Origin of the sequence: Pontibacter aquaedesilientis (genome assembly GCF_014773225.1) — a bacterium.
Taxonomy (GTDB): domain Bacteria; phylum Bacteroidota; class Bacteroidia; order Cytophagales; family Hymenobacteraceae; genus Pontibacter; species Pontibacter aquaedesilientis.
In genome coordinates, this window is sequence record NZ_JACXAJ010000001.1 from 265,986 (window position 1) to 292,254 (window position 26,269).

The following is a 26,269-nucleotide window of genomic DNA, read 5'->3' on the forward strand; positions in this document are numbered from 1 at the left end:
GCCTGACGGTCAGGTGACATCCTGGTAAGACAGATCGAACTTGGACACCTCCGAATGCTTGATTAGTTTGGAGTGGGCATGGCAGATAGCCGAAAGCTCGCTGTTGCCATCAGCCTGGAATGTGTTTCGGGGGTAAGCGCAGAACAGAGGGAAGGCTGTGTTCTCCAGAAGCTCATTCCAGTACTGTTCCAGCAAAATGGTACCTGACTTGTTTTGCTGCTCCCACAAGATGGCGACCATTTCCCCGAAAGCGCGCAATTTCCTTCCGGTTGCCTGCACGCGGTCCAATTGCTCGGTGATGACAGCTGAAAAACGGTTGAAGTCGGGGCGGTCATCCAGCATGAACTTAGAGAGTGTCTCCTGTGCATCGAGTGGAATGTAACGTGTTGCAGCCTTTAAAGCGCTTACATGCAGCCCGTAGTTGTGCAATCTTTCCTCCAGGGCATGCAAGTGCTCACTGGTGGCGATCAAAATAACGGATTCCTCCGCCATGATGCCTCCCACCACGAAATCCTCCAGCATACTGAGGAGTGCTTCCTCGTTCTCATACAGTTGCACGACATGCGAGCAACTGCCAACTTCACACCAAAATGTTTCTGAGTTACATTCTTGCCAGTCTTCGTGTTTATCCATAATCGTTGTGTTTTACAAGATTGAAAATTTGGGAAGGACCCCACACGCATTAGAAGGGATAATGCCAGCCCCGCCTAGGGGTGCTCGGCTTATATAAGGTACTGCACTCCCCATATTTAGTTTCAATTGTTTGAAAATACAGATGCAAAATTGCCTTATTTCTATAAAATAATAGGATGGTTTCTATCTCACCAGCCTCGTTAATACCTATTAAATAGCTGAAAATGATAGTGTTAATTGGTAAATTTAAGCAGAAAGATGCAGGTTGCCGGGCGTTTTTTGAAGTAAGCAGATAAATGGGGTAGTGCGGTACAGGCAGCATCCTCTGTTTAGGGTTGCAACTGGCATGCGCAGGTCAGTTATTACGTGCTATACCTGTCCGATGGGAGGTAGTCTTGTCAGAATGGGTGTAGGGGGCTGTTTCCGGTTATACCTCTTGTTAGCAGTTAATTTTCCGCGCAGGTATAATGCAGCAGCTCCGCTATACCTTAACTCTCCCAACGCCGTAGGTAGCTTAAACTAAGACCACTATGCAGCAGCTCCTCAAGCCGATCGGCATTTACCCACTGGTATATTTCCGCATCCTGTTCGGGTTGCTGATGTTCTGCGAAGGTATAGGCGCTGTACTGATCGACTGGGTGCAGGAGCATTACGTGGAGCCGACCATCCATTTTGGCTACATCGGACTGGAGTGGTTAAAGCCGCTGCCCGGCTATGGCATGGTATACCTATACCTGACAATGGCCCTGCTAGGCTTTCTGATCATGGTGGGCTGGCGTTATAAGGTCACTTCCTTTTTGTTCTTCCTGCTCTTTGGCTACAGTTTTTTTTGCGAGAAAACCCACTACCTCAATCACCATTACCTGATATGGCTCATCAGTGGCCTGATGGTCATTCTGCCCGCCCACCGCAAACTGTCGCTGGATGTGCGGCGACAGCCCGAACTCGAAAGCGAGGTGGCCCCGCAGTGGACGCTCTGGCTTTTCCGGGCGCAACTGGTGCTGGTGTACTTCTACGCCGGGGTGGCCAAACTGCAACCCGACTGGCTGGCGGCCAAGTCCGTGAGCATCTGGATGGCCGCCAAGACGCACTTTTACGTGATCGGGCCCTACCTCGACACGCCCGCCATGATCTGGCTGGTGGTGTGGGGCGGCATCGTGTTTGACTTTTCCATTGGCTTTGCCCTGCTCTGGCCTCGCACGCGGCTAGTTGCCTTTTGGGTGGCCTTTGCCTTCCACATTTTCAACTCGGCTGTGTTCCATGTGGGGGTGTTTCCTTATTTTATGATCGCGGCCAATGTGTTATTTTTCAGCCCGGAACAGATCGCCCGCTGGTTTTTCAAGAAGCGCATATCGCCTGAAACATGGACACTTGCACCGCTTAGGCAGCCCCGTTGGCAGCTACGACTGGGCGCGCAGTTCTGCATCGTATACCTGACCTGGCAACTGCTTTTTCCGCTGCGGCACTTTTTTATTCCCGGTGACGTGAACTGGACCGAAGAGGGACATCGCTTCTCCTGGCGCATGATGCTGCGCACCAAAAGAGGCAGCGTAGATTTTCTGGTAAAGGATGGGGCCACACAGCACACCGTTTATGTGAACCCAGGCACCTACCTGGTGCGGGAGCAGATGCGGGAACTGCCCAAGCATCCGGACATGATCTGGCAATTCGCCCAGTTCCTGAAAACCGAGTACCAGCGGCAGGGGATGGAGAGGCCGCAGGTATACGCTATCTCCCAACTGAGTCTCAACGGCTACCCACCGCACCCCATCGTAGACCCAACCGTCGATCTGGCGGCTGTGCCTTATACCTGGGGTGCCAAAAGCTGGGTGACACCGCGGCCCGAGGCCGATGGCTGGCCCTGGGCAAAACGGCTTGTGTCAGAGCGCAAATAAAATGCTTCTTCAGAGCCTGAACGCAGGTAGCCGGGCAATGCCGGCTCACTACCACCTTACTTACCTGGTGCTGCGCTCACGGGAGGTTGCGGGGCCGGTACTACGTTACTGATCGGTTTGGTTGATTTGAGGTAGGTGAAAACAGCCCGTAACTCCTCATCCGTCATGTGTGCGATCATTTCCCAGGGCATGGGTGGCAGCAGCATGCGTCCGTTCTCCATCCCCTTGTGCTTGCCCTGCCGTATCGCCGTGAAAAAGTTTTTTTCGGTCCAGTTGCCGATACCGGTTTTGTCGGAGGTCAGGTTGGAGGCGTAGGAAATGCCCCAGGGCCCTACCCAGGCGGTCAGGGTTTGGGTAACGGCCAGACCTTTCTTCTCCATTTCGGCACGGTCTACATCAGGTGGCGGCATATTGGCTGGGTGTCCTGAGAGTGCCCGCGACATGTCATCTACAGGCCCTTTATCCGTCATTTTCTTGGGTGTGTGGCAGTCGTGGCAGCCAGCGATGAGCACCAGGTGCTCGCCCTGTTTCAGCAGCTGGTCGTTCTGCCCTGACGTCTGGGTGACTTTGATGTCATCATTGTTTTGCTCAGTACGGGCTTCGGAGCATTGGGCAAACAATGCGATGCAGGCTATTGCCAGGCAACCGATGAAAGAATGTATCCGCTTCATAGTTCTGAGTATTAGGTGAGAGGTAAATTTTTTTACGCTAAAATAACAAATAATATTTTAATAATTATATTTTAGCGAATTACTTAGTCAACAAACGGACAGCGAGGGTGAAAGGTCTAAACCAATCGGTACGGGAAGTGGCTTAAAGCGAACCGGCTACTTGCCTGCCATTGCCACAAAGGTTGATGGATATGAAGCTAACTGCAAACCTAACCTGAAGTATTGCCAGCACAGGGGAGCGACTAATTGTACTTTAACTAAAAAGTTGTTTTGCCGTTCAACTCTTGCAAAGCCATTAATCGGTGAAATCAAACTATATGTCAGGATTTTTTTTTCAGGATGAGACGGAGCAAAGCATGGTTGCCGCGCTCAGGCAGGGCAGGCAGGAAATGCTAGGGAAACTGTACGACGCTTACGCGCCCGTGATGATGGGGGTGATTTCCCGGATTGTGGCGGATACGGAAGTGGCGGAGCAAGTGCTCCAGGAAACTTTTGTCGCCATCTGGACACGCATCGGGGTATACGACGCCTCCAAAGAGCGCCTGCTCACCTGGGGACTGGCCATCGCCCGGGGCATAGCCCTGGAAGCCGTGAAAGCGGATCGTTACACATCCTTTGCCCAAAACGAAACTAACCCGTCGCCAAATAAAAATGTACCTTTGCTGAACGGACAGCTTGGTCGCGAAGATATTTGCTCGCTTGCCCCACTGGAAAAGAGAGCGCTCGAACTGCTATACCTGAAGGGGCGCAGCTGCGCCGAAACGGCAGGGGAGCTCCACATGTCCGAGACAGCATTGAAGGAAGTGCTCAAAAGTGCATTCACCCATTTAAAGGCAGATAAATCAGCATGAACACAGTTGCAGAGTTTATAGAATCAGGTATACTGGAGCTATATGTACTGGGGGCTGCCAGCGAAGCAGATGTGCTTGCCGTAGAAAAGATGGCCGCCACCCACCCCGAAGTAAAAGAGGAGATCAGCGAGATCAGCCGGGCCATGGAGCACTATGCCCAGTCACGCGCCGTGAAGCCCCGCGCCACGGTCAAGACACTGTTGATGGCCACCATCGACTACCTGGAGCGCATGAAGAAAGGGGAACTGCCGGAGTCGCCCCCGGTGCTGACGCCGCATTCCCGCCGCAGCGATTTTGACAAGTGGCTGCTGCACCAAGACGCCGTGCACCCCGCCGATGCCGAACAGATCCATGCCCGCATCATCGGTTATACCCCCACCGCCACCACCGCCATTGTGTGGGTACGGGAACAAACCGAAGAGGAAATACACCACGACGAGCACGAACGCTTCCTGATCGTGGAGGGCACCTGCCTGATGCGCGCCGGAGAAAAAAACTATAACCTGGCCGCCGGCGATTTTTTTGAAGTGCCACTGCACGCCCCCCATCAACTGACCGTAACATCGGCTATACCCTGCAAAGCCATTCTGCAACGGCTAAGCGTAGTGTAGCGCCTGTTTAGGGTGGTCAAACGGTGGCCTGAAAGGCAGAAGCTAGCCTAAGGCGTTGGCAAATAAAAAAGGCTGGTAATTATCAGTGAAATAATGGTAGCTTTGTAAGCCTCCAATTTGAAACCCCTGTCGGATAACATTCTACCGGCTGACATGTTAGACAATGATGAAGAACGATATCCAGGTAGGGGCATTGCCCTACGAAAAGCCAGCATCCATTATACCTGAAAATGATCAGGCCCGCCTGCGGGCGCTTTACAGGTACGAGATACTGGATTCGGCCCCGGAAGAGTTTTTCGAGAAGATAACCCGCATGGTAGCCCGTCTTTTGAATACGCCCAGTGCCTTTATCTCGCTTGTGGATGCAGACAGAGTATGGTACAAAGCCAATTTCAGTACGCTGGATGTGCCCTGCGTAGACCGGGAAGACAGCCTCTGCTCGCTCACCATCATCAACGAGGAGAAGGTAACTGTTTTTGAGAACACCCACGACATCCCCTCGTTGCTGAGCAGCCCTTTTGTGAGCAGCGAAAACGGCATCCGGTTTTATGCCGGCGCTCCGCTAATAACACATGACGGTTACAACCTGGGTACGCTGTGCGTAATAGACGGCAAGCCCCGAACCATCAGCGAAGAGGAGCAGAAAATTCTTCTGGATCTGGCCAATCTGGTCATGAACCACATCGAGATGCGCGCGATGGCCCGCAAGGCAATACGCAAGCACGACGAACTGTATGCGGGTTTGGTGCGGGAGGTGGAGGTTCCCCTCAGGGAGCAGCAATTGCTTTTGAAAGAGGCGCTCCACGTGCCAAAGCCCGTTAACATTCTCAAAACGGCCATACAACTGGTAGACGACATGAGCGATAACGTGAGAATGCTTCAGGCTTCCTCCCTGAAAGAGGAAGATGTGCTTATTCTGCAACGCGAAATGGTGCCCATCGCTACGATTGCCAAAAATGTGGTGGATGAACTGACCCCACTGGCGGATGCCAAAGAACTGGAGGTTTTCTTTACGGTAGCCAGCCGTCGTGAGCTGTTGGTAGACCCAGACATGGTATACGAAGCAATATTCCTGCTTCTCAATCACCTGATCAAATACACCCCAAAGCAGAGCTCCATCGCCATCGACATATTTGAGGACGAGCAGCGGTTTATCGTCGAGATCAGCAATGAGCACAGCACTCTGACCAAAGCCGACCTGAGCAAAATGTTCTTTCGCTATGCGACCCTGGAAGGCAAAGCAACCGGGAATGAGCACTCCAGCGGGCTGGAACTGGCCCTTGTCAAAAACATCGTACACAGTCACGGCGCATCCATAGTGGCCAGAGTGGCCGAGCGTGGCGAAGGCACCAACATCGTGATCGATTTTCCGACGGTATAGGCAGTGGTTGTGTAGATGAGGCTAGGGCGCATAAACTCCTACCCGAATACCAGCCCTTACACCCTGAACTAGCCTCTTTCGGGCATCATTCTCTTTTGGCTACTATCGTAGTATTTGTTGAATTTGCCCTTGTATTCCTCTTCGTTCAGGGTGCCATCGGCGTCTGCCTCGTTCCACATGGTATGCAGCCCGTCGGCATATTCTCTTTGGTCCAGCAAGTTGTTGTTATTCTTATCCCAGTTTTCGAATAACTGGGCCTTGGCAAGTTGGGTATTAAACTCGTTCATGCTGAGTTTGTTGTCTTTGTTATTGTCCCATGCCGCCCAGTCCCAGTTGGGGTTGTCTTTAAAGCCGAAGTCGTTTGCGGCCGTGCTCCACTCGCTTTTGTCCAGGGTGTTATCCCCATTTGTGTCCCAAGTGCTAAAAAAGGATGTAGCAAACTCCTCTTTGTTTAGCATATTGTCATTGTTGGCGTCCCAACCTGTAAAATAGTCGGTGGCAGCAAAATCAGTATACATTCGGGTGCCGTCTATCGCGCTGGCTGTACCTGCAAATCTCCCTGTTTTTTCGGTTCGCACAGCGGCGGTGTCCTCTGCCATATCTTTTTTATCATTGCCGCCGCAGGCCGCCAAGCCCCCTAATACGAATAGGGTCAATCCTGCCCTGAAGTATCGCTTTAGATTGTTGAAGTGGTTTTTCATGGTTGTAATTGGTTTTATGTAACACAAGTTGTTCCTATGATTTACGAGTGCCCGGTACAGATGGGCTAATATTATCTGCTTATTAGTCAGTTGGTTGCAGCTTGTTTGGGGCTAGTGATAAATCCATCGGAACAGCGTATTTACCGCTCGGGCTGTACCAGTATCGGCAGAAGGTCAGGTTTGCATTGATTGAGGTTGTGCCACAGGCTGGAGGGAACGGCTTACGGAAAAGAGAAACCGGTTATCGGTGAAAAATAAATGTTCAGGATCACATTAGAATAGTTTAAATTATATATACTTGTGCTATACTTTTCCGAGTTAAGATCATGCAAACACTTTGTCGTGCTATCGCCCTTACGCTGCTGCTGCTGGCCGTTATTCAAGTTTCGTTAAAAGCCCAGGACAGCCCTCGCAAGGGGTATATCGGGGTAGGGCTGGGGCCAAGTTTCTTACTGGGCAGCAAGGAGGTTAAAACCGGCACGGGGCTGCATTTGAACCTGCTGAATGTTGGCTACACCATAGGCAAAGGATTTGGCATAACGGGCACATGGGTGGGCGGAGCGCATGCCCTTGATGTGGAGGACGCAGGACATCACCATGGAAGCAGTTCCACATCGTCGGCACACGTTGAGGTAAACTACGGTGTGCTGATGATTGGCCCGATGTATACCTTGAATCTGACGGATGTAGATGCTTTGGATGTCAGGTTACGTTTGGGGTCATTTTATACCTCCGAAAAAAGAACTTCCGAAACACTTGTGTATACCTCCGAAAACAGAACACTCGGCACTTCGATCGGGATAGGTTATCGTAGGAAATTTGCAAACCGCTGGAGCCTGATGCTCTCCTCCGATTATTATGCAGGCAAACAGCAAATCTATGTGGCAGGAGACCAGAGTACCCGTATCCTGAACTTTACCTCTGGCGTGGGCTTTATGTTGTAAAAGGTAAGGTATAGCTGCGTGGGAAAAAGGCACGAGCTGTAAGCTCGCGCCAGCGGAGGAGTGCTTAACTATGCTGGTGCGGTAACTATGCTAGTGCGAGTTGATGTGCTAGTGCGAGCTTGCAGCTCGTACTGTTACTTTTTCTGAAGGTATAGCTGCGTGGACAGGTATAGGCACGAGCTGTAAGCTCGCGCCAGCGAGGCTAGCGGTGCGCCAGTGAGGTTTACTCCTGCGCCGACTTCTCTACCATCCGGATGGGGAGGTCTTTCTGGTAATCGTACAGCTTGAGTTCCTGAATGTTGGCCGGGAGCCCGAAGCCATTTTCCAGCAGGGCTTTTGAAACGGCCTGCATGATTCGGCCTTTCAGCAGCACGACGTTTTTCTTATAATCCTTGGTTTCGGCCCAGAAAAACACTTTGATGTTTAAGGTGCTCACGTCGAGTAAGTCTACTGCGGCATAGGGAGGGTCCTCCTGCAAGACGCCAGGTACACCCAAGGCTGTTCTCTCAATCAGGTCAATGGCTGCCTGTGCATCATCATTGTAATCTATACCCACCACAAAGTCCATCCGGATACGGCCGTTTTGGGTCAGGTTAGTTACTTTGGAGCTCAGTATTTTGGCATTCGGGATGTACACATCCCGGCTATCAAAGGTGAGGAGGTGGGTGGAGCGCAGGTGCAGGTTCTGTACTTTCCCGATGGTGTCTTCTACCTCGATGGTGTCCGTTATCTCGAAGGGACGGTCGAAGGCAAGTATCAGGCCGGCCAGGAAGTTCTCGGCAATATCCTTGAATGCAAAACCAATCACAAACGCAGATAAGCCTGCGCTCGCCAGCAAGCCACCCGCCACACCGCTTAGGCCAAGCGCCTGCAAGCCCAGCAGTAGCCCAATGAATATGACAATCCACCGGGTGACCATCGCGATATACCGGCCCGTGATCTTGTCATGGGATTTGGTGGTCAGCCGACCTTCCAGCCAATTTTTGATCTTACCCGCCAGCCACACCGCCACCACAAAGATGAGGATGGTGAGCAGAATGTTGGGAAGCAGAAACAGAAATTTTTCCCAGTAGTAGTTAATCACCGAGATCAGATCAGCGGAAGAATTGCGGTAGGCGTCTTGCATATACAAGGTGTTTGGTTTGAGACAGCAGTTACTACCAACCAGCGCAGCTTTTATTTAACACGCTTATGTCAGTGTAACTGCTCTTTCTAAACGGCAGGCCAAAGTTACAGTTGCAGTAAGCACCTGGCTTAAGGCTTTGGAATGGCCTGATAAAGTACTTCTGGCCTATGTACAGACCATCCGGTATGTTCGCTGGTGCGGGCTTGTAGCTCCTACTGTTGCTTTTTCTGAAGGGATAACTGCGTGGAAAGGTATAGGCGCGAGCTGCAAGCTCGCGCCAGCGGAGAGTAAATATGCTAGTGCTAGCTTGTAGCTCGTACTGTTACTTTAGCTGATAATACAGCTGCGTAGAAAATGAAAAGGCACGAGCTACAAGCTCGCGCCAGCGAAGGAGTAAAATTGCTAGTATTCGCTTCTTCTTTTAGCTCTTTCCTCTAGCGCTTTTAGTTCATGCTCAGCGGCATTAAGCCTGTCTTTAGCGGCTTTTTCACGTTGCCTGGCTTCTTCCGATAACCGCTCTGCCTCGCGTACCTCTTTTTTCAGTTGATCTACCTCCTGTTGCTGCGTCACTATAGCAGGGTCGTCAGATACCTGACTACCTCCGAAGGTGGAGCAGCCCAACAACAGCGGGAACAGCAATATGAAACAAAAAGATGAAATAGATTTATGTGTAAGTTCTTTCATAATATGTTATTTATGTCTCTATAGTTACCTACGATTGCATCAATATAAACGATTTCATTTACTGATACTTACACGCAAATAGCAACCTTTAAAATCCTTATAATCTATATGGGATATGACTAAGAAGTGATGAAAATACAGGTATGAATTACTAAGGATTAGTGTAGCTGTGGAAAACCAAATAAGGATTTATAAGATTGGATTTATCGTAATTCAGGGTCTGCTTCCAATGTCGTTAGCTATACCTAGTACTTGCTAATGCGAGCTTGTGGTTCAAGCTGTTACCTGTGCTGACGGTATAGCTGCGTGGAAAAGATAAAGGCACGAGCTACAAGCTCGCGCCAGCGAAGGGCCAGCGAGGGTAAGCAGTCTTTTGCTGTGGCTGAATTTAAGCATGCTGGTGTGAGCTTGTAGCTCGTATCTTCTCTTTCAGGTAATATCAAACTCAAGTAAACGCATGCTAGTGCAAGCACATGCTGGTGCGAGCTTGTAGCTCGTATCTCCACTATTAAGCAATAGCAATTTCCAGCAAACCCTTTCCGCCACTAAAATCTATCGCGCTGCTATACTTCCAATGCTCCGGCTCCGATACAAAGCCAGCTTCTACAGGGTTGTTATGGACGTAGTCGATTTTCTGATTTATCACGGCAGCGCTCCAAAGCACGATAGGCTTGTTGTGCTGCTGCCAAAACTGCCGGTGCTTTACGTTGCTGTTCTTCAGGCCAGCCCGTTCCATCAGCCATAGCATCCATTCCTTCCGGCTCTCCTGATTGTGTTCGGCAATACTCAGTCCCCCTTTGAAGGGGGTAGGGGGATGTTTTGCTTTGAAGTATAAGTCTTCAGCTCCTTCAGCAGCGCGCTCGGGTTTTTATCGCTGGCCCGGAAGATGAGTTGCACGTGGCTGGGCATAATACACCAGGCATATATCTCCATCCCTTTGTTTTTGCGGCAATAGTCCAGGCTGTCTGTAAGTATGGCAAAGTACTCTTCATGCGTGAATACGTCTATCCAGTACACCACGGCAAAACTCACAAAGTATAGCCCTTCCTTGTTATGGAATTTATATTTCCTGCTCATGTAAGGTTTATACTTTAAATAGCAGTTTGCAGATGTAGGTATTTGTACGCTAGTGCAAGTAAAAATTGCTAGTGCGAGCTTGCAGCTCGTACTGTTACTTTAGCTGAAGGTATAGCTGCGTGGAAAAGAAAAGGCACGAGCTACAAGCTCGCGCCAGCGGGGGGAGGCTAAACGGTTGCTTTATTAGGATTTAGATACATTTCTATTTTATCGAACTTTACTTTGAAGTCCTCAGCAAAAGGTTTAAAAAGAGGATTTTCAGTACTTGTTAGTGCTCTTTGAAAGTGGAATAACTGATTTTGTAATTTAGATTCATAAAAGATTTTAACTCTAATTTTATGTAAGTTGAAATCTGCATCAGAGTTTACTTTTGTTAACTCTACTAGAACTTCAAGCAGACTTAGTACATAAGTAGTATTAAGATAAATCTTATACAGCTTTTTTTCATCATAACTGTAGTACCTCACGTAAAGCTTACCTCTATGGTAGTATGATTTTTTAGCAAGTGGAGTCAGGACTTTTGCAGCAATACTTATTGCGAATTCTTTTTTATCAGAGTAGTTTTCAATTTCCTTATCAAAGGTTTTCCCAATAGCTTTGTCATCAAATTTCTCTTTTAAGCTAGCGGTGAAACTAATAGTATCCAATAAAGAATTGATTTCGGATAATATCTCAGAAATCTGAGGGCTAATAAAGGCTAGTTGCGCTTGTTGGTGGTCTTTTCTGAAGTTCCTAATTTGAATGTTGTTGGCCCTTAGTTGTTCTTGAAATGATAAATATACTAGTACTGCTGCTGTAAGATTTATTATAGGAGCTGTTAATCCTCCAACTGCGTCGCCAATCGGGCCAGCATTACCCATATAATCACCCAATTTATCTATAGGAGCATCTTTATACCATAGCCAAACCCAAAAAGTACAAAAAAGAATTAAAGTTGTAATTAGTAATCCGATTGAAGCTGTACTTTTCATCTTTTCAGCAATTTCTTGCTGATGTTCTGATTTATTCATTAATATTCTGAGGATAACTGAATTGCATTTTAACTTTGTTTATAATAAGTCAAATACTTTGATAAGTTAGGAAGTCTGGGCTAAAAGTGTAAGTGTGATTGTGGTTAAATTGTAATTTATAGTTGTGCACCTAAATGTCTAAGCATTTCAATTGTATTGGTGTAGCGTATTCCAAATGGTTCACATACATCAGGTATTTTAATTTTATTCTTCCTATTTGGTTGGCTCAGTTCATGAGTTATAATAGTCACATTTTTTGCAAGTGCATATGAAACTAGCCAAGCATCTGCTTCGTCAGCATCTAAAAATTCATCTAGTGCTTTTTGTAAGTAATGGGTACTCTTAGAGGCTGCCCAATTGACTATATCTGAATATGATGTAATAATAGTTTCAGTATTTTCAAAGAAGCTATCAGGTAAATTTTGCTCACACCATTGTTTTAAAGCATCTTCATTTTGAAAAAGCTCGCTTTTAACTTTATCTATACTGATAATCTTACCTTCTACAGCTAGTTGTCTAATTTTTTCCCAAAAGCTTGTGAATATATCAAAGGGATATGCAGCCCGATGAGCTTGAATAAAGAAATTGCTATCTACTACAAAAACACTCATCAGTTAGAATAAAGCTTTTGGTTAATGAAATTTTGATAAGTTTCGCCTCTAAGTCCAGTTATTTTATATGCATCTCTATATAAAAGAGATTGTTCTTTTACTGCTCGATCTACGTGAGCAGCAAAACTCAGACTTAATCTTTTCTTTTGTGTTGCATAAAAGTCACCACCTCCTTTTTGGTTTTCTTTTCTAAACTTCACCTCACTAACATAAGAGTTGTAAAATTGAAAGAAAGCAGGTTTTGTAATCTTGCTTAAATCTAAAGCTCTTCTTGCAACTACTATAGGACTTACTTTGAAATGTTTTGCTATATATATTATATCTGGTTTTACTTGCCAAATAGCATTAAAAGATTCGGCTGGTACTAAAAATTCAGCGGCAACTTTGTCACATAATTGCTCTATGGGATCATTTGCTGGTAAAAGCTGTCGGAAGTCGAAACCGGCACTTTTACCTGTCCATATATGTGCCAATTCATGAATGATGGTAAAAAGCTGAGCAGCTTTGCCATCGGCAGAATTTATAAACATAAAAGGAGCTATGTCATCAACTAAAACAAAGCCCCTACATTCTTCAACTTTGATTGGCCTGCTTGTATTATTCTCAACAATGCTATTGAAATTTACAATAATGCCAATTTCTTCAATGGCTTGAGTAATGAATTCTAAGGTATCTTCATACCTTTTAAAATTACTTGCCCAATCGTTCTCTAAGCCCAGTGTAGATCTTATGTCTTCTACAATTTTTAAATAATCATTGACCTCTTCAAACTTTCCAACAAATGGTAAGGCTTTGAAGTCATGTTCTTGCAAATATTCTTTCAACCAATCTTGTCGTCTCTGAACAATTAATATTGTCTCATATACATTGAGACTAACTTTAGTGGTCTCAGTATTTCCAGTACGAAAAAAAGGAAACGGAATATCTTCCTTAGGCGGTTCCTTTAAGAATAAATAACCAAAAGGTATATGAACCTTATTAGAAAAATCTTGAAGCTGCTTAACCGTTGGTGTTTTTTTATTATCAAGCCAATCTAAAATTCTAGGAAATTTTGGGGCAAATTCATGCAACTGATATCCCGCCCGAGTTATAGCCCAGACAAGAATATCCGTATTTATGTTAATTTCGGTTTTCATTTAGCCCTCAAATCTAATATAATTTTATTAGTTACATATATTATATAAAAAGGTTTTTCGAAGCATTAATGATTTCATTTCTTACGTTTAACCTGATCTATACCCTTTACATTATACTTTTCACCTACCTTTGTATAAGTAATATTTTATAATGTAACTCATTATAGCTAAAATTTCATATACATCAAGTAGGATATCCCCTTGCCCTTCAACCCATTTACAATAGACCTTCCCGTTAGGGAAATCATAGCTGCTGTTAGGGAATACATTGCGGCCCAGAATACGCTGATCGTAAATGCCCCTCCCGGAGCCGGTAAAAGCACCTTGCTGCCGCTGGCTTTGCTGGACGAGGCCTGGCTTTCGGGCCAGAAGATTGTCATGTTGGAGCCACGGCGCCTGGCAGCTAAAACCATTGCCGAACGCCTGGCGCAACTGCTGGGCGAGGAGGTATAGGCAGATTTCCGGCGCTATACCTATACCCAAGCTATACTTTCTCATGCTGCTATACCTTTGCAAACCACTTGCTAAAACTGCACGATGCAATTCGATCTATAGCGTGGCATACCTGCAAGATGTAGTAAACTAATATTTGTTCCACATTATAGTGTGATATTAAGTATATTTCATCAGATGTATTGCTTTAATTTTATTGAAATCACATTATAATGTGATAATTAATTAAAATCTACTATTTTTGTAAAGCTATACACACTAAATCACATTATAATGTTAGCTCAGGAACTTGGGGAACAGATCAAACGCCGGCGCGACATGCTGCACATTACACAGCCCGATCTGGCAGAATTAGCCGATATCAACGTCAATACGCTGTATCGGATTGAAACGGGCAAAGCCAATCCGACGCTCAAGGTCTTGCATAAGCTGGCAGAAGTGCTCGGTATGGAGCTGAAGTTGGAGGTAAAGAAACCAAACTTTTAAGCGATGCGGCAAGCGGGAGTTTATAGAAATGGGACCTTAGCCGGATTACTCACCCAGTACCCAGACAGGCGATATGAGTTCAGGTATACCGATGAGTGGTTTCAGAACAGTGCCTTGCCTGCCATCAGCCTGACGCTGCCTAAAACGGAGCAGGTATACCTGTCCGATCACTTGTTTCCTTTCTTCTTCAACATGCTGTCGGAGGGTGTCAACCGGCAACTGCAGGCCCGCCAGCTGAAGATCGATGAGAAGGACTATTTCGGACTGCTGTTAGCCACCGCCGGGGCCGATACCATCGGGGCGGTTACCGTAAAACCACTTTCTTAAACCCCTATGGCCTTTCCTGAAATAAATACATGTCCGGGTACTTTGGCAGCGGGTTTCCATACCTACAGCCGCACCTGTCTGGTACGCGTTTTCGACGGCAAAAAGGTAAGTCATGTGCTACCTTACAACGCGCCGCAGACGAGCGAAGAAGACGCGCAGAAGTTTATAGAGAACCGAAAGCGTATCTCCATTTCGGGTGTGCAGGAGAAACTATCGCTGGTGCTGGACAAAAATAAACTGCGGCTGACGCAGCCAGGCGAGCAGGGCACTTATATTTTAAAACCCATTCCCCGCGACCTCAGAAAAGTGAATCAAGTGCCTGCCAACGAGCACCTGACCATGCAGATCGCGCGGCAGGTATACGGTATACAGACAGCGGAGAATGCACTCATTTTTTTCAAGAACGGAGAGCCTGCTTACCTGACCAAACGCTTCGATGTGAAGCCGGGCGGAAGTAAGTATGCCGTAGAAGATTTCGCCTCGCTGGCCGGCAGAACCTCCGAAACAGCCGGCCCGGATTTTAAGTACGATTATACCTACGAAGCCCTGGCCGCCTTGGTCAAACGTTACATAGCGGCGGCTGTCGTAGAATTGGAAAAGCTGTTTTCGCTGGTCGTGTTCAATTATCTGTTCTCGAACGGAGATGCACACCTGAAAAACTTCAGCATCATCGAAACACCAAATGGCGACTTTATGCTGAGCCCTGCCTATGATCTCATCAACACCCGGATTCACGTAGATGATTCGTACCTGGCTCTGAAGGGAGGCTTGTTTCAAGACGAGTATGAAACCGCTAGCTTTGCAGCGAACGGTTACTATGCCTACGACGACTTTTATGAGTTCGGGATGCGAATCGGCATCAGGGAATCAAGAGTCAGCAAGCTTTTAAATTCATATCGGGAAGAAAAGGAAGCCATCAGTGATCTGGTGTCGCGTTGTTTTCTGGATAACGAAACAAAAGCCCTATACCTCGAGCAGTATCAGGCGAACCTCAGGGCACTTAACTATTCCTATAGGGCATTGATACCATAAGGCCAAACCCTTAATTCCTAATTATTAATTCTTAATTCTCAACTGAATTTTGCCCTTCAACCCATTTAACATAGACCTTCCCGTTAGGGAAATCATACCTGCCGTTAGGGAGCACCTTTCGGCACAGAACACGCTGATCGTGAACGCCCCTCCCGGAGCTGGTAAAAGCACCTTGCTGCCGCTGGCTATCATGGACGAGGCCTGGCTTTCGGGCCAGAAGATCATCATGCTGGAGCCACGGCGCCTGGCAGCCAAAACCATTGCCGAGCGCCTGGCGCAACTGCTGGGCGAGGAGGTAGGCCAGACCGTGGGGTACCGCATCCGTTTCGAGACGCGCATTTCGGAGCAAACCCGCATCGAGGTTGTAACCGAAGGCATCCTTACCCGCATGATCCACAGCGACAGGGCACTTACGGGCGTGGGCATTGTGATTTTTGATGAGTTTCATGAGCGCAGCATCCATGCAGATGTAGCCATGGCCCTGAGCCGGGAGGCGCAGCACGCACTTCGCCCGGACCTGCGCATTATGGTGATGTCGGCCACGTTGGATATGCCCCAGCTTACCAAACTGCTGCAGGCACCGGTGGCGCAAAGTATGGGCAGGCAATACCCCGTCGAGACCATTTACACCGGCGATGCCGACGACAGAATGCTGCCCGAAATGACGGCCCGTATTGTGCAGCAGGCAGCAAAGGAGCGGGAAGGGGATATCCTCGTGTTCCTTCCCGGCGAAAACGACATCCGGAAAGTAGAAGAACTGCTCCGCAGGCAACTGCGCGATTTTAAGATACATCCGCTGTTTGGTATGCTGCCTTTTAATAAGCAGTACGCAGCCATTATGCCCAACCGCGAAGGCAAACGCAAAGTGGTGCTGGCCACCAGCATTGCCGAGACCAGCTTAACCATAGAAGGCATTACGGTGGTAGTGGATACAGGCTTTGGCAAAACCTCCCGCTTCGATCCGAAGTCCGGTTTGTCTCGGCTCGAAACCGTGCGCATCTCCAAAGACGCAGCCGACCAGCGTGCAGGTCGTGCAGGGCGTTTAGGCCCAGGTACGGCTTACCGCATGTGGAGCAAAACCACGCACGAGCGCATGGCCCCCCACCGCACCCCCGAAATTCTGGAAGCAGACCTGTCGTCGTTGGTGCTGGATATGGCGCAATGGGGCATTATGGATATCCGTGGCCTTACCTGGCTGAATCCTCCTCCGAGAGCGGCCCTGCAGTCTGCCACCGAAATGCTGCACCAACTGCAGGCACTGGAGCATGGCCGTATTACCGAGCATGGAAAAAAAATGCACGCCCTACCATGTCACCCGCGTATTGCCCACATGTTGCTCAAAGCCGAGGAAACCGATCAGGTGGCCCTGGCCTCCGATATTGCCGCTATCCTGGAAGAGCGCGACCCCCTGGACCGCAACGCCGGCATCGACATTAATCTAAGAATAGAAGCCCTTCGCAGGTATAGAAAAGAGCAGGGGCAGGGCAAGCGTTTCGGGAAGATAGAGAAGGTAGCCCGCTCGTACCGCAGCATGTTTAGCATAGAGGCCGATAACAGTACTTTTGATGAGTATGAAACTGGTGTGCTGCTAACGCATTGCTACCCCGAGCGCATTGCCTATGCACGCCCCGGAAACAACGCGCAGTTCCAGTTGGCAAACGGCAAGTATGCCTCTGCAGGCCACCGCGATGATTTGGCTTACGAGCCCTGGCTGGCCATCGCGCACCTGCATGCCGGAGGAGAGGATAATCCGGGCCGTATTTTTATGGCATCACCGCTTAACCCCAAAGACCTGGCCCCGCTCGTAAAACAGCAGGTAAGCTACCATTGGGATGTGAACGACGGAGAGCTTACCGCCTCCATGGACACTCGGATTGGAAGCATTGTGCTGCAAAGCAAACCGCTACCAGCCCCCGACGAGAAGCACCGCGTGCCGGCTATGATCGAAGCCATCAAGCACGAAGGCGAGCACCTCCTGGACTTCAACCACGACCTAAGCCAATGGCAAAACCGCGTGCTGAGTCTGCGTAAGTGGCGCCCTTCCGAGTTCTGGCCCGATGTTAGCACCTCCACGCTGCTCATGACCAATGCCGATTGGCTAACCCCACACCTCTACGACATAGAGCACCCCGACGACCTGATGAAGCTGGACCTCCAACCGATTCTGGAAGCCAAATACCTGAATGAAGAGCAACGCACCAGGCTGGACGTACTGGCCCCGGCTTTTCTGACCTTGCCTGATGGCTCAAGTATAGAACTGGAGTATAAACCCGATGGCGCACAGCCAAAGCTGGAAATTCGCCTGCAAGATGTGCTAAGCTGGGAGCAAAGCCCAACCGTAGACGAAGGCGAAATGACCGTAGAGCTGGCTTTATTAACCCCAGAGCTAAAGCCTATCACAACTGTATCAGACCTGGCTAGCTTCTGGAAGGGGAATTATAGGGTTATCAAAAGGCAACTGGAAGTGGTGTTTCCGGAAGTGGAGTGGGAGAGGGGCCTTTAAGTTAGAAAGTTAGAAAGTCAGACCTCACAGCGTCTTTTATGCCTGTGAGTGTCTGGCTTTTGGTGTTTAGTTAGGCAGTGCCGGGTCCAACCACCCCCAGCCCCTCCTTGTCCAAGGAGGGGAGTTTTTCTTACTTACTAAAGTTATCGCTGATCTCATGCAAAACGGCTTCTAATTGTTGGAATACCTCTTTGTTCTCGAAACGAATGACTTTAATGCCTAGGCTATATAGCGCTTGTTCGCGTTCCTGGTCTGCTAATTCTGCCGCTGCATGGTTATGAACTTGTCCGTCTAATTCTACAGCTAACCTTTCAGAAGGGCAGTAAAAATCAAGGATAAAGTTTCCGATACTGTGCTGCCTCCTGAACTTGCGGCCCATAAGTTGAGCACCTTTCAAATATTTCCAAAGTTCGCTTTCAGCACTAGTAGAATTGTTGCGTAACCCCCTTCTAAAATCCTTTAGGTATTGCCTGTTGTGCAGCTTCATTGTTCAATAGATTTTGCTATTTATAGACAACGGCTCCGAAACAAAAATTCCCCTCCTTAGACAAGGAGGGGCTAGGGGTGGTTGGACTTGGTACAGCAACACACCCTGACTCAGACAAAATGAATAAGAAGTGTTAACAAAATCCCGCCTTCTGGAGAAAAAGAAATACTTAGCATTAATAGAATGCTAAGTATTTAAAACTGAGGATTATGATTCAGAAAACCTACCTGAAAACCAAGGACCAGTGCAAGGTGAAGTTTACCATCAGCATGGAAAATGCAGAAAAAATCGAGCTTGTGGGGCTGAATGACGATTGGTCAAATCCGGTGGCCATGGGCAAAAAGAAAGGCGACATCTTTGAATGTGTGAAGACCTTGCCCAAGAATAGCCAGCACGAGTTTAAATACCTTGTAAATGGTTCGGAATGGCGCAACGACCCAGACGCCGACGGGGAGACGTCCAATGAATACGGAGGCACTAACAGCCTATTGGTCATTTAAAAATTGCCCTATACAGCCGAAGCATTCCTAGTTGCTTATACCTGAGATGTAAGAGGCAATTTCTTCTTCCGTCTCCTGCATGTGTTCGTAGGCAAACTTCTGGAGCACATCGCAACTAACCCTGTCCAGCACACCAAAAATGCGCGCCTCACTGATCACTTCTTCGTTCCAGTTCGAAGCGATGAGCATGATCGATTGTCCGTTATAATGCGTGAGGTCCACCAGGTCGGCGCTTAGGTTAGGCGAAGGCCACTTGCCGGCGGCAATGCGGTAGCTGCCCGGTTCCCAGCGGGGCGGACTGTGCTTGATGTCGGGTACGGGCATAAAATAGCCGTCTTCGACGGCGCCCATAAACAAAACATTGTCTTTCTTTAGAGTATTCGGTACCAGGGTTTTGGGGTCAGGCATGACGGTGCCGGTTTCTTCCAGCGTTTTTTCAGGGTGTTCCATAATTATAATACTTCAGCGCAGGGAAGGGGGTTGTACAGTTAGAGCAGATGAGGTGGTACACTCTAAAAAAGGCCTCCGAAACGAGACTGTTTTATGCGAGTTATAAGAGTTATACAAGACAGAAAACAACTGTCCACAGCAAGTATAACTTCCTAACTTCCAAACTTTCTAACTCCTAAACTCTTAAACTTCCCAATCTCCCAGCAACCTTCTCAACACCATGATCTGGCCCAGGTGATAGGCATTATGCTCGGCAACCAGCATGGCTTCTCGAAGCAGGTTCTGGCCACTGCCATGCGGAAAAGGTTCATACAGGTTGTGATTCTGGTCTTGCACCAGCCGGATCATTTCCTGCATACCTTCCTTCAAGTCTTTGATACATTCGTCCAGGGCCTGCTGGCTTTTCGGGGACTTCTCCTTTGGCCAGTAGTCATCGGGCCAGTTGGGTTCCACATAGCCGGGGTTGCGGCTGAAGTCCAGGATGTCGTGCAGCGTAAAGCGCATGTGGTCGATCAGTTGCCAGATGGTATAGGGTAGATCAGCAGCAGTCTTGCCGGCCACTTCGGCGCTTATACCTGACAGGTATACCTCCAGCGGCTGGTAGGCTTGTCCGCCCTGCAAAAGCTTGACTAACTGGTCGCGCAGTACCTGGTCTTTGTCCATGGGCTTAAGTTGTTTGAAAGTTTAGTTATAAAGCGATTGCACGAATGCACCATACTTCTCCAGTATTACCTTTCGTTTCAGCTTCAGGGTAGGGGTCAGTTCACCGCCTTCGGTGGTCCACTCGGCAGGTATAAGCACAAACTTCTTGATCTGCTCCACCGGGTTAAAAAGCTGGTTGAATTCGTTAACCGATTCCTTTATCAGGGAGTAGGCGTCCTTGTCTTCTACCACAGCCTGGTTGCCGGGGTAGGTTTTGCCCTGCTGGGTATACCAAGCCCGGAGTTTGCTGAAAGCCGGCACGATGAGCGCCCCCACATACTTCTGCGATTCGCCCACGACCATGATCTGCTCGATCCAGTTGCTCTCCACCATCTTGTTTTCAATCGGTTGCGGGGCCACGTACTTGCCGCCGCTTGTCTTAAAGAGCTCCTTTTTCCGGTCGGTTATCTTCAGGAACTTGCCGTCTACCAGTGTGCCGATATCGCCGGTGTGCAGCCAGCCGTCCCGGATGGCCTCAGCCGTCAGGTCAGGTCGCTTGTAGTAGCCTACCATCACGTTAGGGCCTTTGCAAAGAATCTCACCGTCTTCCGAAATTCTCACTTCCACGCCCTCCAGCAGCGGCCCCACCGTGCCGAACATGCGGTTCTGTTCTGAATAACGGTTACCGCTGATGATCGGGGATGCCTCAGTCAATCCATAGCCTTCCATGATGATGATTTTGGCAGCGGTGAAGACGCGCAACAGACGTACCTGGCAGGCGGCGGCCCCGGTGATAATTGCTTTTACGTTGCCGCCCAATGCCTGCCGCCACTTACTGAAAACCAGCCGGTCGGCCACCGCCAGCTGTAATTTGTAGCTGAGCGGCATGGGTTTGTTGATCTCGAACTTTTCTGCCAGTTCCAGCGCCCAGAAAAACAGACGCTTTTTGTTGCCTTTCAGCTGTGATCCTTTGGCCACGATGCCTTCGTAGATTTTCTCGAGCAGGCGCGGCACGGTGGTAAACAGGGTAGGCTTTACTTCGCGCAAATTCCCGGCTATACCTTCCATGCTCTCGGCATAGTAAATAGACACACCGGAGTAGAAATAACAGTAGGTGGCCATACGCTCGAAGGCATGGTTGAGGGGCAGGAAGCTGATCGCCCGCTTTTTGAAAACGCCGATCTCCTGTATGACCAGGGCGCTGCTGAACACATTGCTGAGCATGTTGAAGTGCGAGAGCATAACCCCTTTGGGAGTGCCGGTGGTGCCGGAGGTATACAGGATCGTGGCGACATCGTACTCCTGCACTGTTTCCCGGTTTCGGTTTAGCTGTTGCTCCAATTCGGGATTTAGATCGGTCAATAATTCCGCCCAGTGTGGGGCATCAGCCGTGTGTCTGAAAGTATAGATGGCTTGCAGCGCGGGCAACTCCCGGCGCATGCCGTCAATTTTGTGGTAGAGCGATTCATTGCCTGCAAACACCATTCTCACGCTGGCATCCTGTAGAATAAATCGAAGTTCGTCGGGGTTGATGGTCGGGTAGATGGGCACGGAGATGGCACCGATTTGCTGAATGGCCATGTCGACCAGCATCCACTCCGGGCAGTTCTGGCTCAGGATGGCAATCTTGTCGCGACCCTCCACAGTGCCGTCGCCCCTGGAGAAGCCCAGTTGCAGCAAGGCGCCGCTGATGCGGTCAACCAGGCGTTGTACTTCCGAGGTGCTATACCTTTTCCATTGGTCGTTCTCCTTCGTGGCCAGCATGTCCTCCAGCGGAAAATGATGGCCTTGCCAGGCAATGCAGTCAAATAACCGCCTGGGTTTGGATGCCGAATGGTTGTCTTCTCTTTTTTTCACAAAACCTTATCCCTTTCATCAACTGTTTGGGACTAAGTGCATGGCGCTCTTTGCCGGTGCAAAGTGGGCATGCCCAATAGCCGCTTATACAGGTGTTACTGCGATTCGGGCTTCTGTGTTTTGGCTAGGGCCGCTGGGTCCACCATTGGCTTTGCGGAATCTGCCGGTGCAGGATGATCGGTTCGCCTATGCGCGGGGTAGTCATGGGGACACCCAGTTCCTTCGCTTTCTGGCTGGCCCGCTCTATCGGGTCGGTCCAGCTGTGCATGGCCAGCGCGAAGGCACCCCAATGGATCGGCATGAGCAGTTTGCCATTCAGGTCGAGATGCGCCTGCACAGTTTCCTCTGGCATCATGTGGATGTTGGGCCAGAGCTCGTTGTACTGTCCGCACTCCATCAGGGTAATGTCGAAGGGACCATACTTCCGGCCGATTTCCTTGAAGCCATCAAAGTAGCCGGTGTCGCCGCTGAAAAAGATGCTTTCGTGCTTGCCTTGAATCACCCAGGAAGCCCAGAGCGTCTTCATTCTGTCTGAAAAGCCACGGCCGGAGAAGTGCCGGGCTGGCGTCGCGACAAATTTTATACCTTCCAAATGCGCTTCCTGCCACCAGTCCAGCTCGGTGATTTTGCTGGCAGGCACGCCCCAGCGCTCCAGGTGGGCACCCACCCCAAGGGACACATAAAAGTGCCCGGTCTTGGCTGCCAGTTTTTTGATGGAACTGAAGTCGAGGTGGTCATAATGGTCGTGGGAGATCAGGATGGCGTCGATCTTGGGCAGGTCCTCGATGGAGATCGGGAGCTTGTCGTTGAACCTGGTCGGGCCCAGAAAGCTGACAGGAGAGGCCACTTTTCCGAGCATGGGGTCTACCAGAATGCGCTTCCCGTCTAGCTCGATCAGGAAGGCAGAATGTCCGAACCAGGTCAGTACGGTAGCGGAGTCCTGGGCGGTATCGAATTGACGGGGATCGACCGGCAGCACAGGTATAGACCAGTCCGGGCGCAGGTCATCCGACCTCCCGAATAATCTGGAGTTGATCATTTTCACATAGCCCTTAAACCCTATATCCATGTTGGTCTCCACGGGATTATGAAACACCCCATCACCATAGTTGGGCGATTGCCGGATAGTTTCCAGTCGGTTGCCCTTGGCCTCACTGCCAAACTGGGGCGAAAGAGACATAAAGCTGCAGCCAGCTACTGACACCAGGACGAAAAGGACCAGGAAAGTGTAAAAAAAGATTCTTTTTAAAGGCATGGATGAGCTTAAATAGGGTGCCTGCAATATACTATATCGTAATGATTGCTAAAGAATAACAGAGGCTGTAGGCAGGATGTTTAGATATAAAAAAAGCGGCCTATCTGCCAGGCTATACCTTTGCAAACAGGCCGATTGGTTATGTGGACTCCGGAAAGTTGACCGGAAATCGATTAATTTAAAGACAGCTGTGCTATACCCATGTGACCCAGGTAGGTGGCAAGCGCCATGAACACTGATGAGATGATCACCCCCAGGCTAATGGCCAGGAAAGCCTTCTTGCGCTCGATCTTGAAGATATTGGCCGCAATCGTACCCATGTAGGCACCGGTGCCAGGCAACGGGATCATCACGAATACCATTAACCCCCAGAAACCATGCTTCTGCACGTTGTCACCGGCCAGTTTCTTGGCCCGCTTCGACAGAAAAACCACCCCTTTCTTATATACCTTGAAGGGCCAGAACTTACGGCTAAAGGTATCGATCAGCCACATGAATATCGGGAACACCAGGGTATTGGCCACTGTACCGATCAAAAAGGCCACGATGAAATGGACGTTGTTCAGGATAGCGTAAGGTATACCTGCACGCGCCTCCCCAAACGGGGAAATGCTCAAAAGGAAGGTATAAAGAAGCGTTTCAAACATAAACTTTGTAAAAGTAGGCTATTACGGCATAAAATGCCTGCAAATATAATATCAATACCTGTGGCTATACATCAATTAGTAGCGGAACATGTTAAATTAGTTTAAATGTTCCTGCTGCCCCCCTGAGCTGTAACTCCCTGAATATTATTGGTGTAACAGGTAAGGTCAGGGAATGATTCAACGTGATTTGGTAGTTTTTTGATATAGTGATTTTAAAATTATAATTATAGAACTGATAGAAATCGCACCATAGTTCAGTTAATGTGTAGTTATGGGCTGGTTTTAAGGCGTTTACTATGATTCAGGAAAATGTTTAAGTCTGATGAAAGGGTAGGCGTTTAGTGTTTTATTTTGAATTAATTCAAGTTTTATTTTGAAGCGATGTGATTCGTCCAGCTATACCTCCTAAACAAGCAGGTGCAGAAACCATGGATTCCTGCACCTGCTCATTCATCAGCTTATAAAGGTTGCTGTGGAGGCGGCACAATATAGACTTCCTCCACAATTTCCACGACCTCAACTGCTGTAGGCGAATCGCTTGGCTGCTTGTTTTGCTTTTTGCGGCCTTTGCCCATGAGCGCAATAGCTGCAGCCCCCGCTGCCGCCACAACGGCTCCAGTGATGACCGGGTGAGTTACAGCCCGGGTATACAGACTGGTCGACATGGTATCTTTAATGTGGCCATGTATGCGGCCGCCCTCGCCCGGTTGATACAAGGTACCTTCCCGTTGCCGTGCTGGTTCGTCGCGTAACTGCTGATCGGTCATCAGCTCTTCGCTAGACAGGTCCATCAGCCCCGGTGCCAGGCGGTTGGTGATACTCATGAATTTGCCGCCTCCGCCAACCGTGATGTCACGTTTCTCGTGCGTGGCTGCATACAGAATAGCCTGGGCCACTTCTTCAGGCTCGTAGACAGGCGGTGGGAGTGTGAGTTTGTGTGCTGTGTAATTTTTGGCGTGCTCGGGATAAGGCGTGTTAATGGACGATGGTTTGATCAGCGTGACCGATACGGGTGCCTTCTCTTCCTCCAACTCAATGCGTAAGGCATCGGTAAAGCCCTTTACGGCATGCTTGCTGGCACTGTACATGCCCTGCATTGGTATAGCCACATCGGAGAGAACACTGCCAATGTTGATGATCGCGCCGCCCCGGTTGCGCAGGTGCATGGCCGCCATTTGCGAACCGTATACCAGTCCCCAGAAGTTGGTGTCGAAGAGGCGGCGGTTGTCATCGTCGCTCACCTCCAGCAGTCGGCCGTAGACCGACACGCCGGCATCGTTCACCCAGGTGTCGAAGCCGCCGAAATGGGAGAGGGCCACATCGGCTATTCGCTGCACATCCTGTTGCCTGCCCACATCCGCCCGCACAGGTATAGCCTGGCCGCCGTTCTCGTTTATTTCCTGTGCGATGTCCTGCAGTGCCTTTTCATTGCGGGCCGCGAGTACCAGTCGGGCTCCTTTTGCAGCAGCTGCGAAAGCCGTTGCCAGCCCAATACCGCTGGAAGCGCCTGTCATCACGATCACCTGATCGTGCAATGGTTTAAGTTTGATCGCCATAAGCTTTAAGTTTGTTTTGAAAATTGGAACAGTACTCTTCTAGCGTACGGCGATAAAGTGAAGCAGTATAGGGCCTTGTCGCGAATATTACCCAAATTATCAGGTATAGCATGCAGTCGGACACAACGAGAGCAGGCTATATAGCGTATGCTGAATCTGAATAAAGTCTCTGCGTATGTTTTTATCTTATGTGTTCCAGGATTGGGATGCGAACAAACAAAACCTCAAGGGCAGGCTCGTCATGGTGCTTTTCCGCCTGGGCCGACCGGCATCCATCAATAAGTTCTTCCGAATCATCTGGCTGCCTTACCTGGCCTTCTATAAAATACTGGTTGAGTGGTTCATGGGCATTGAATTGCCGCATTGGACCACGGTCGGCAAGGGATTCTTTCTGGGGCACGGGCAGGCGCTCGTGGTAAATGGCTGTGCCGTGATTGGGGAGAACTGCTTTTTCCGGCACTCGACCACCATTGGTAACATCAGGCGTGAGGACGGCAGCTATACCGGTTCTCCGGTGATCGGCAACAACGTCGAACTCGGCTCTAATGTATGCATCATCGGTGAGGTCCGGATCGGTAACAACGTCCGCATTGGGGCCGGGTCTGTGGTGGTGAAAGACATACCTGACAACTGCATTGCCGTAGGCAACCCGGCACGTGTCATCAAGCAGCTAGCGCCAGTTGATCCGGCACCGGCGATGGCGCCAGAAATGCTGACCCAGGCTTAAAAGTCAGTAGGGCCGG

Annotated in this window: 28 protein-coding genes and 1 pseudogene; 12 read left to right on the plus strand and 17 right to left on the minus strand. The window is 49.2% G+C overall.

All coding sequences use genetic code 11. The features are described from left to right. Positions 1 to 9: 9 nt before the first annotated feature. Positions 10 to 633, minus strand: a complete 624-nt coding sequence (locus H9Q13_RS01115) for an MEDS domain-containing protein (protein WP_191181916.1) — start codon at positions 631 to 633, stop codon at positions 10 to 12. A 530-nt stretch (positions 634 to 1,163) separates the two neighbouring features. Between H9Q13_RS01115 and H9Q13_RS01120 the strand changes: the two genes are divergently transcribed. After that, positions 1,164 to 2,528, plus strand: coding sequence for an HTTM domain-containing protein (locus tag H9Q13_RS01120; protein WP_191181917.1), 1,365 nt, complete (start codon positions 1,164 to 1,166; stop codon positions 2,526 to 2,528). A gap of 56 nt (positions 2,529 to 2,584) precedes the next feature. Here H9Q13_RS01120 and H9Q13_RS01125 read toward each other — a convergent pair whose 3' ends face one another. Then, positions 2,585 to 3,199: a c-type cytochrome gene (locus tag H9Q13_RS01125; protein ID WP_191181918.1), complete on the minus strand. Its 615-nt coding sequence runs from the start codon at positions 3,197 to 3,199 to the stop codon at positions 2,585 to 2,587. A 317-nt stretch (positions 3,200 to 3,516) separates the two neighbouring features. Here H9Q13_RS01125 and H9Q13_RS01130 point away from each other — a divergent pair, with 317 nt between their 5' ends. The 3 genes from H9Q13_RS01130 to H9Q13_RS01140 all read left to right on the plus strand — a co-directional run bounded on the left by H9Q13_RS01130 (position 3,517) and on the right by H9Q13_RS01140 (position 6,042). Continuing rightward, entirely contained in the window at positions 3,517 to 4,050 is a 534-nt protein-coding gene (locus H9Q13_RS01130) for an RNA polymerase sigma factor (protein ID WP_191181919.1), read from the plus strand. Next, positions 4,047 to 4,661, plus strand: coding sequence for a cupin domain-containing protein (locus H9Q13_RS01135; RefSeq protein WP_191181920.1), 615 nt, complete (start codon positions 4,047 to 4,049; stop codon positions 4,659 to 4,661). The genes H9Q13_RS01130 and H9Q13_RS01135 overlap by 4 nt, the downstream gene beginning before the upstream one ends. Before the next feature lie 163 nt (positions 4,662 to 4,824). Further along, positions 4,825 to 6,042: a GAF domain-containing sensor histidine kinase gene (locus tag H9Q13_RS01140; RefSeq protein WP_191181921.1), complete on the plus strand. Its 1,218-nt coding sequence runs from the start codon at positions 4,825 to 4,827 to the stop codon at positions 6,040 to 6,042. A 68-nt stretch (positions 6,043 to 6,110) separates the two neighbouring features. Here the strand turns inward: H9Q13_RS01140 and H9Q13_RS01145 are convergent, their stop codons facing one another. Further along, positions 6,111 to 6,743 (minus strand): EF-hand domain-containing protein, encoded by a 633-nt coding sequence (locus H9Q13_RS01145; RefSeq protein WP_191181922.1) that lies wholly within the window; start codon positions 6,741 to 6,743, stop codon positions 6,111 to 6,113. Positions 6,744 to 7,069: 326 nt separating this feature from the next. Here H9Q13_RS01145 and H9Q13_RS01150 point away from each other — a divergent pair, with 326 nt between their 5' ends. Further along, positions 7,070 to 7,687, plus strand: coding sequence for an outer membrane beta-barrel protein (locus tag H9Q13_RS01150; RefSeq protein ID WP_191181923.1), 618 nt, complete (start codon positions 7,070 to 7,072; stop codon positions 7,685 to 7,687). 223 nt (positions 7,688 to 7,910) lie between these two features. Here the strand turns inward: H9Q13_RS01150 and H9Q13_RS01155 are convergent, their stop codons facing one another. The 7 genes from H9Q13_RS01155 to H9Q13_RS01180 all read right to left on the minus strand — a co-directional run bounded on the left by H9Q13_RS01155 (position 7,911) and on the right by H9Q13_RS01180 (position 13,331). Then, entirely contained in the window at positions 7,911 to 8,813 is a 903-nt protein-coding gene (locus tag H9Q13_RS01155; RefSeq protein WP_191181924.1) for a mechanosensitive ion channel family protein, read from the minus strand. Positions 8,814 to 9,215: 402 nt separating this feature from the next. Beyond that, positions 9,216 to 9,497 (minus strand): hypothetical protein, encoded by a 282-nt coding sequence (locus H9Q13_RS01160; RefSeq protein WP_191181925.1) that lies wholly within the window; start codon positions 9,495 to 9,497, stop codon positions 9,216 to 9,218. 508 nt (positions 9,498 to 10,005) lie between these two features. Continuing rightward, complete coding sequence (locus H9Q13_RS17935; RefSeq protein WP_224743993.1) at positions 10,006 to 10,233, minus strand: hypothetical protein; 228 nt, start codon at positions 10,231 to 10,233, stop codon at positions 10,006 to 10,008. Between the two features lie 50 nt (positions 10,234 to 10,283). Beyond that, positions 10,284 to 10,574, minus strand: a complete 291-nt coding sequence (locus tag H9Q13_RS17940; RefSeq protein ID WP_224743994.1) for a transposase — start codon at positions 10,572 to 10,574, stop codon at positions 10,284 to 10,286. Between the two features lie 167 nt (positions 10,575 to 10,741). Beyond that, positions 10,742 to 11,584 (minus strand): hypothetical protein, encoded by an 843-nt coding sequence (locus tag H9Q13_RS01170; RefSeq protein ID WP_191181926.1) that lies wholly within the window; start codon positions 11,582 to 11,584, stop codon positions 10,742 to 10,744. 116 nt (positions 11,585 to 11,700) lie between these two features. After that, positions 11,701 to 12,195 carry a DUF4411 family protein gene (locus H9Q13_RS01175; protein WP_191181927.1) on the minus strand — a complete coding sequence of 165 codons (495 nt, stop codon included), beginning with the start codon at positions 12,193 to 12,195 and terminating at the stop codon, positions 11,701 to 11,703. After that, complete coding sequence (locus tag H9Q13_RS01180; protein ID WP_191181928.1) at positions 12,195 to 13,331, minus strand: ImmA/IrrE family metallo-endopeptidase; 1,137 nt, start codon at positions 13,329 to 13,331, stop codon at positions 12,195 to 12,197. The genes H9Q13_RS01175 and H9Q13_RS01180 overlap by 1 nt, the downstream gene beginning before the upstream one ends. Positions 13,332 to 13,532: 201 nt before the next feature. On the opposite strand from H9Q13_RS01180, the pseudogene H9Q13_RS01185 reads away from it, so the two are divergent. From H9Q13_RS01185 to hrpB, 5 genes and pseudogenes are all read left to right on the plus strand, one after another. Next, positions 13,533 to 13,781: pseudogene (locus tag H9Q13_RS01185) on the plus strand (ATP-dependent helicase HrpB); the annotation flags it as partial. 276 nt (positions 13,782 to 14,057) lie between these two features. Further along, the gene (locus H9Q13_RS01190) at positions 14,058 to 14,270 is read left to right on the plus strand and encodes a helix-turn-helix domain-containing protein (RefSeq protein ID WP_191181930.1); all 213 of its coding nucleotides are present in this window, start codon (positions 14,058 to 14,060) and stop codon (positions 14,268 to 14,270) included. Positions 14,271 to 14,273: 3 nt separating this feature from the next. After that, positions 14,274 to 14,597 (plus strand): HipA N-terminal domain-containing protein, encoded by a 324-nt coding sequence (locus tag H9Q13_RS01195; RefSeq protein WP_191181931.1) that lies wholly within the window; start codon positions 14,274 to 14,276, stop codon positions 14,595 to 14,597. Between the two features lie 6 nt (positions 14,598 to 14,603). Then, the gene (locus tag H9Q13_RS01200; protein ID WP_191181932.1) at positions 14,604 to 15,629 is read left to right on the plus strand and encodes a type II toxin-antitoxin system HipA family toxin; all 1,026 of its coding nucleotides are present in this window, start codon (positions 14,604 to 14,606) and stop codon (positions 15,627 to 15,629) included. A gap of 49 nt (positions 15,630 to 15,678) precedes the next feature. After that, positions 15,679 to 18,132, plus strand: coding sequence for an ATP-dependent helicase HrpB (hrpB, locus tag H9Q13_RS01205; protein WP_191181933.1), 2,454 nt, complete (start codon positions 15,679 to 15,681; stop codon positions 18,130 to 18,132). Positions 18,133 to 18,262: 130 nt separating this feature from the next. Here the strand turns inward: hrpB and H9Q13_RS01210 are convergent, their stop codons facing one another. Beyond that, positions 18,263 to 18,619, minus strand: coding sequence for an endonuclease domain-containing protein (locus tag H9Q13_RS01210; protein WP_191181934.1), 357 nt, complete (start codon positions 18,617 to 18,619; stop codon positions 18,263 to 18,265). Positions 18,620 to 18,828: 209 nt separating this feature from the next. Here H9Q13_RS01210 and H9Q13_RS01215 point away from each other — a divergent pair, with 209 nt between their 5' ends. Further along, complete coding sequence (locus H9Q13_RS01215; protein WP_191181935.1) at positions 18,829 to 19,119, plus strand: isoamylase early set domain-containing protein; 291 nt, start codon at positions 18,829 to 18,831, stop codon at positions 19,117 to 19,119. A gap of 27 nt (positions 19,120 to 19,146) precedes the next feature. Here the strand turns inward: H9Q13_RS01215 and H9Q13_RS01220 are convergent, their stop codons facing one another. The 6 genes from H9Q13_RS01220 to H9Q13_RS01245 form a co-directional block, all read right to left on the minus strand. Next, entirely contained in the window at positions 19,147 to 19,569 is a 423-nt protein-coding gene (locus H9Q13_RS01220) for a hypothetical protein (protein WP_191181936.1), read from the minus strand. A gap of 183 nt (positions 19,570 to 19,752) precedes the next feature. Then, a complete protein-coding gene (locus H9Q13_RS01225) occupies positions 19,753 to 20,232 on the minus strand; it encodes a DinB family protein (protein ID WP_191181937.1) in 480 nt (159 codons plus the stop codon). A gap of 21 nt (positions 20,233 to 20,253) precedes the next feature. Next, on the minus strand, positions 20,254 to 22,068 hold the full coding sequence (locus H9Q13_RS01230) for an AMP-dependent synthetase/ligase (protein ID WP_317173861.1): 1,815 nt from the start codon (positions 22,066 to 22,068) through the stop codon (positions 20,254 to 20,256). 124 nt (positions 22,069 to 22,192) lie between these two features. Further along, positions 22,193 to 23,248 (minus strand): MBL fold metallo-hydrolase, encoded by a 1,056-nt coding sequence (locus tag H9Q13_RS01235; protein WP_224743995.1) that lies wholly within the window; start codon positions 23,246 to 23,248, stop codon positions 22,193 to 22,195. Positions 23,249 to 23,496: 248 nt separating this feature from the next. Further along, positions 23,497 to 23,970 (minus strand): COG2426 family protein, encoded by a 474-nt coding sequence (locus H9Q13_RS01240; RefSeq protein WP_191181939.1) that lies wholly within the window; start codon positions 23,968 to 23,970, stop codon positions 23,497 to 23,499. A gap of 458 nt (positions 23,971 to 24,428) precedes the next feature. Then, positions 24,429 to 25,526, minus strand: coding sequence for an SDR family oxidoreductase (locus H9Q13_RS01245; protein WP_191181940.1), 1,098 nt, complete (start codon positions 25,524 to 25,526; stop codon positions 24,429 to 24,431). A 175-nt stretch (positions 25,527 to 25,701) separates the two neighbouring features. Between H9Q13_RS01245 and H9Q13_RS01250 the strand changes: the two genes are divergently transcribed. Next, on the plus strand, positions 25,702 to 26,253 hold the full coding sequence (locus H9Q13_RS01250; protein ID WP_191181941.1) for a serine acetyltransferase: 552 nt from the start codon (positions 25,702 to 25,704) through the stop codon (positions 26,251 to 26,253). The last annotated feature ends 16 nt before the right edge of the window (positions 26,254 to 26,269 follow it).

Coding starts and splice junctions, on each gene's coding strand:
- H9Q13_RS01115 (WP_191181916.1), bottom strand. CDS start 633: ATGGATAAACACGAAGACTGGCAAGAATGTAACTCAGAAACATTTTGG.
- H9Q13_RS01120 (WP_191181917.1), top strand. CDS start 1,164: ATGCAGCAGCTCCTCAAGCCGATCGGCATTTACCCACTGGTATATTTC.
- H9Q13_RS01125 (WP_191181918.1), bottom strand. CDS start 3,199: ATGAAGCGGATACATTCTTTCATCGGTTGCCTGGCAATAGCCTGCATC.
- H9Q13_RS01130 (WP_191181919.1), top strand. CDS start 3,517: ATGTCAGGATTTTTTTTTCAGGATGAGACGGAGCAAAGCATGGTTGCC.
- H9Q13_RS01135 (WP_191181920.1), top strand. CDS start 4,047: ATGAACACAGTTGCAGAGTTTATAGAATCAGGTATACTGGAGCTATAT.
- H9Q13_RS01140 (WP_191181921.1), top strand. CDS start 4,825: ATGATGAAGAACGATATCCAGGTAGGGGCATTGCCCTACGAAAAGCCA.
- H9Q13_RS01145 (WP_191181922.1), bottom strand. CDS start 6,743: ATGAAAAACCACTTCAACAATCTAAAGCGATACTTCAGGGCAGGATTG.
- H9Q13_RS01150 (WP_191181923.1), top strand. CDS start 7,070: ATGCAAACACTTTGTCGTGCTATCGCCCTTACGCTGCTGCTGCTGGCC.
- H9Q13_RS01155 (WP_191181924.1), bottom strand. CDS start 8,813: ATGCAAGACGCCTACCGCAATTCTTCCGCTGATCTGATCTCGGTGATT.
- H9Q13_RS01160 (WP_191181925.1), bottom strand. CDS start 9,497: ATGAAAGAACTTACACATAAATCTATTTCATCTTTTTGTTTCATATTG.
- H9Q13_RS17935 (WP_224743993.1), bottom strand. CDS start 10,233: ATGGAACGGGCTGGCCTGAAGAACAGCAACGTAAAGCACCGGCAGTTT.
- H9Q13_RS17940 (WP_224743994.1), bottom strand. CDS start 10,574: ATGAGCAGGAAATATAAATTCCATAACAAGGAAGGGCTATACTTTGTG.
- H9Q13_RS01170 (WP_191181926.1), bottom strand. CDS start 11,584: ATGAATAAATCAGAACATCAGCAAGAAATTGCTGAAAAGATGAAAAGT.
- H9Q13_RS01175 (WP_191181927.1), bottom strand. CDS start 12,195: ATGAGTGTTTTTGTAGTAGATAGCAATTTCTTTATTCAAGCTCATCGG.
- H9Q13_RS01180 (WP_191181928.1), bottom strand. CDS start 13,331: ATGAAAACCGAAATTAACATAAATACGGATATTCTTGTCTGGGCTATA.
- H9Q13_RS01190 (WP_191181930.1), top strand. CDS start 14,058: ATGTTAGCTCAGGAACTTGGGGAACAGATCAAACGCCGGCGCGACATG.
- H9Q13_RS01195 (WP_191181931.1), top strand. CDS start 14,274: ATGCGGCAAGCGGGAGTTTATAGAAATGGGACCTTAGCCGGATTACTC.
- H9Q13_RS01200 (WP_191181932.1), top strand. CDS start 14,604: ATGGCCTTTCCTGAAATAAATACATGTCCGGGTACTTTGGCAGCGGGT.
- H9Q13_RS01210 (WP_191181934.1), bottom strand. CDS start 18,619: ATGAAGCTGCACAACAGGCAATACCTAAAGGATTTTAGAAGGGGGTTA.
- H9Q13_RS01215 (WP_191181935.1), top strand. CDS start 18,829: ATGATTCAGAAAACCTACCTGAAAACCAAGGACCAGTGCAAGGTGAAG.
- H9Q13_RS01220 (WP_191181936.1), bottom strand. CDS start 19,569: ATGGAACACCCTGAAAAAACGCTGGAAGAAACCGGCACCGTCATGCCT.
- H9Q13_RS01225 (WP_191181937.1), bottom strand. CDS start 20,232: ATGGACAAAGACCAGGTACTGCGCGACCAGTTAGTCAAGCTTTTGCAG.
- H9Q13_RS01235 (WP_224743995.1), bottom strand. CDS start 23,248: ATGTCTCTTTCGCCCCAGTTTGGCAGTGAGGCCAAGGGCAACCGACTG.
- H9Q13_RS01240 (WP_191181939.1), bottom strand. CDS start 23,970: ATGTTTGAAACGCTTCTTTATACCTTCCTTTTGAGCATTTCCCCGTTT.
- H9Q13_RS01245 (WP_191181940.1), bottom strand. CDS start 25,526: ATGGCGATCAAACTTAAACCATTGCACGATCAGGTGATCGTGATGACA.
- H9Q13_RS01250 (WP_191181941.1), top strand. CDS start 25,702: ATGTTTTTATCTTATGTGTTCCAGGATTGGGATGCGAACAAACAAAAC.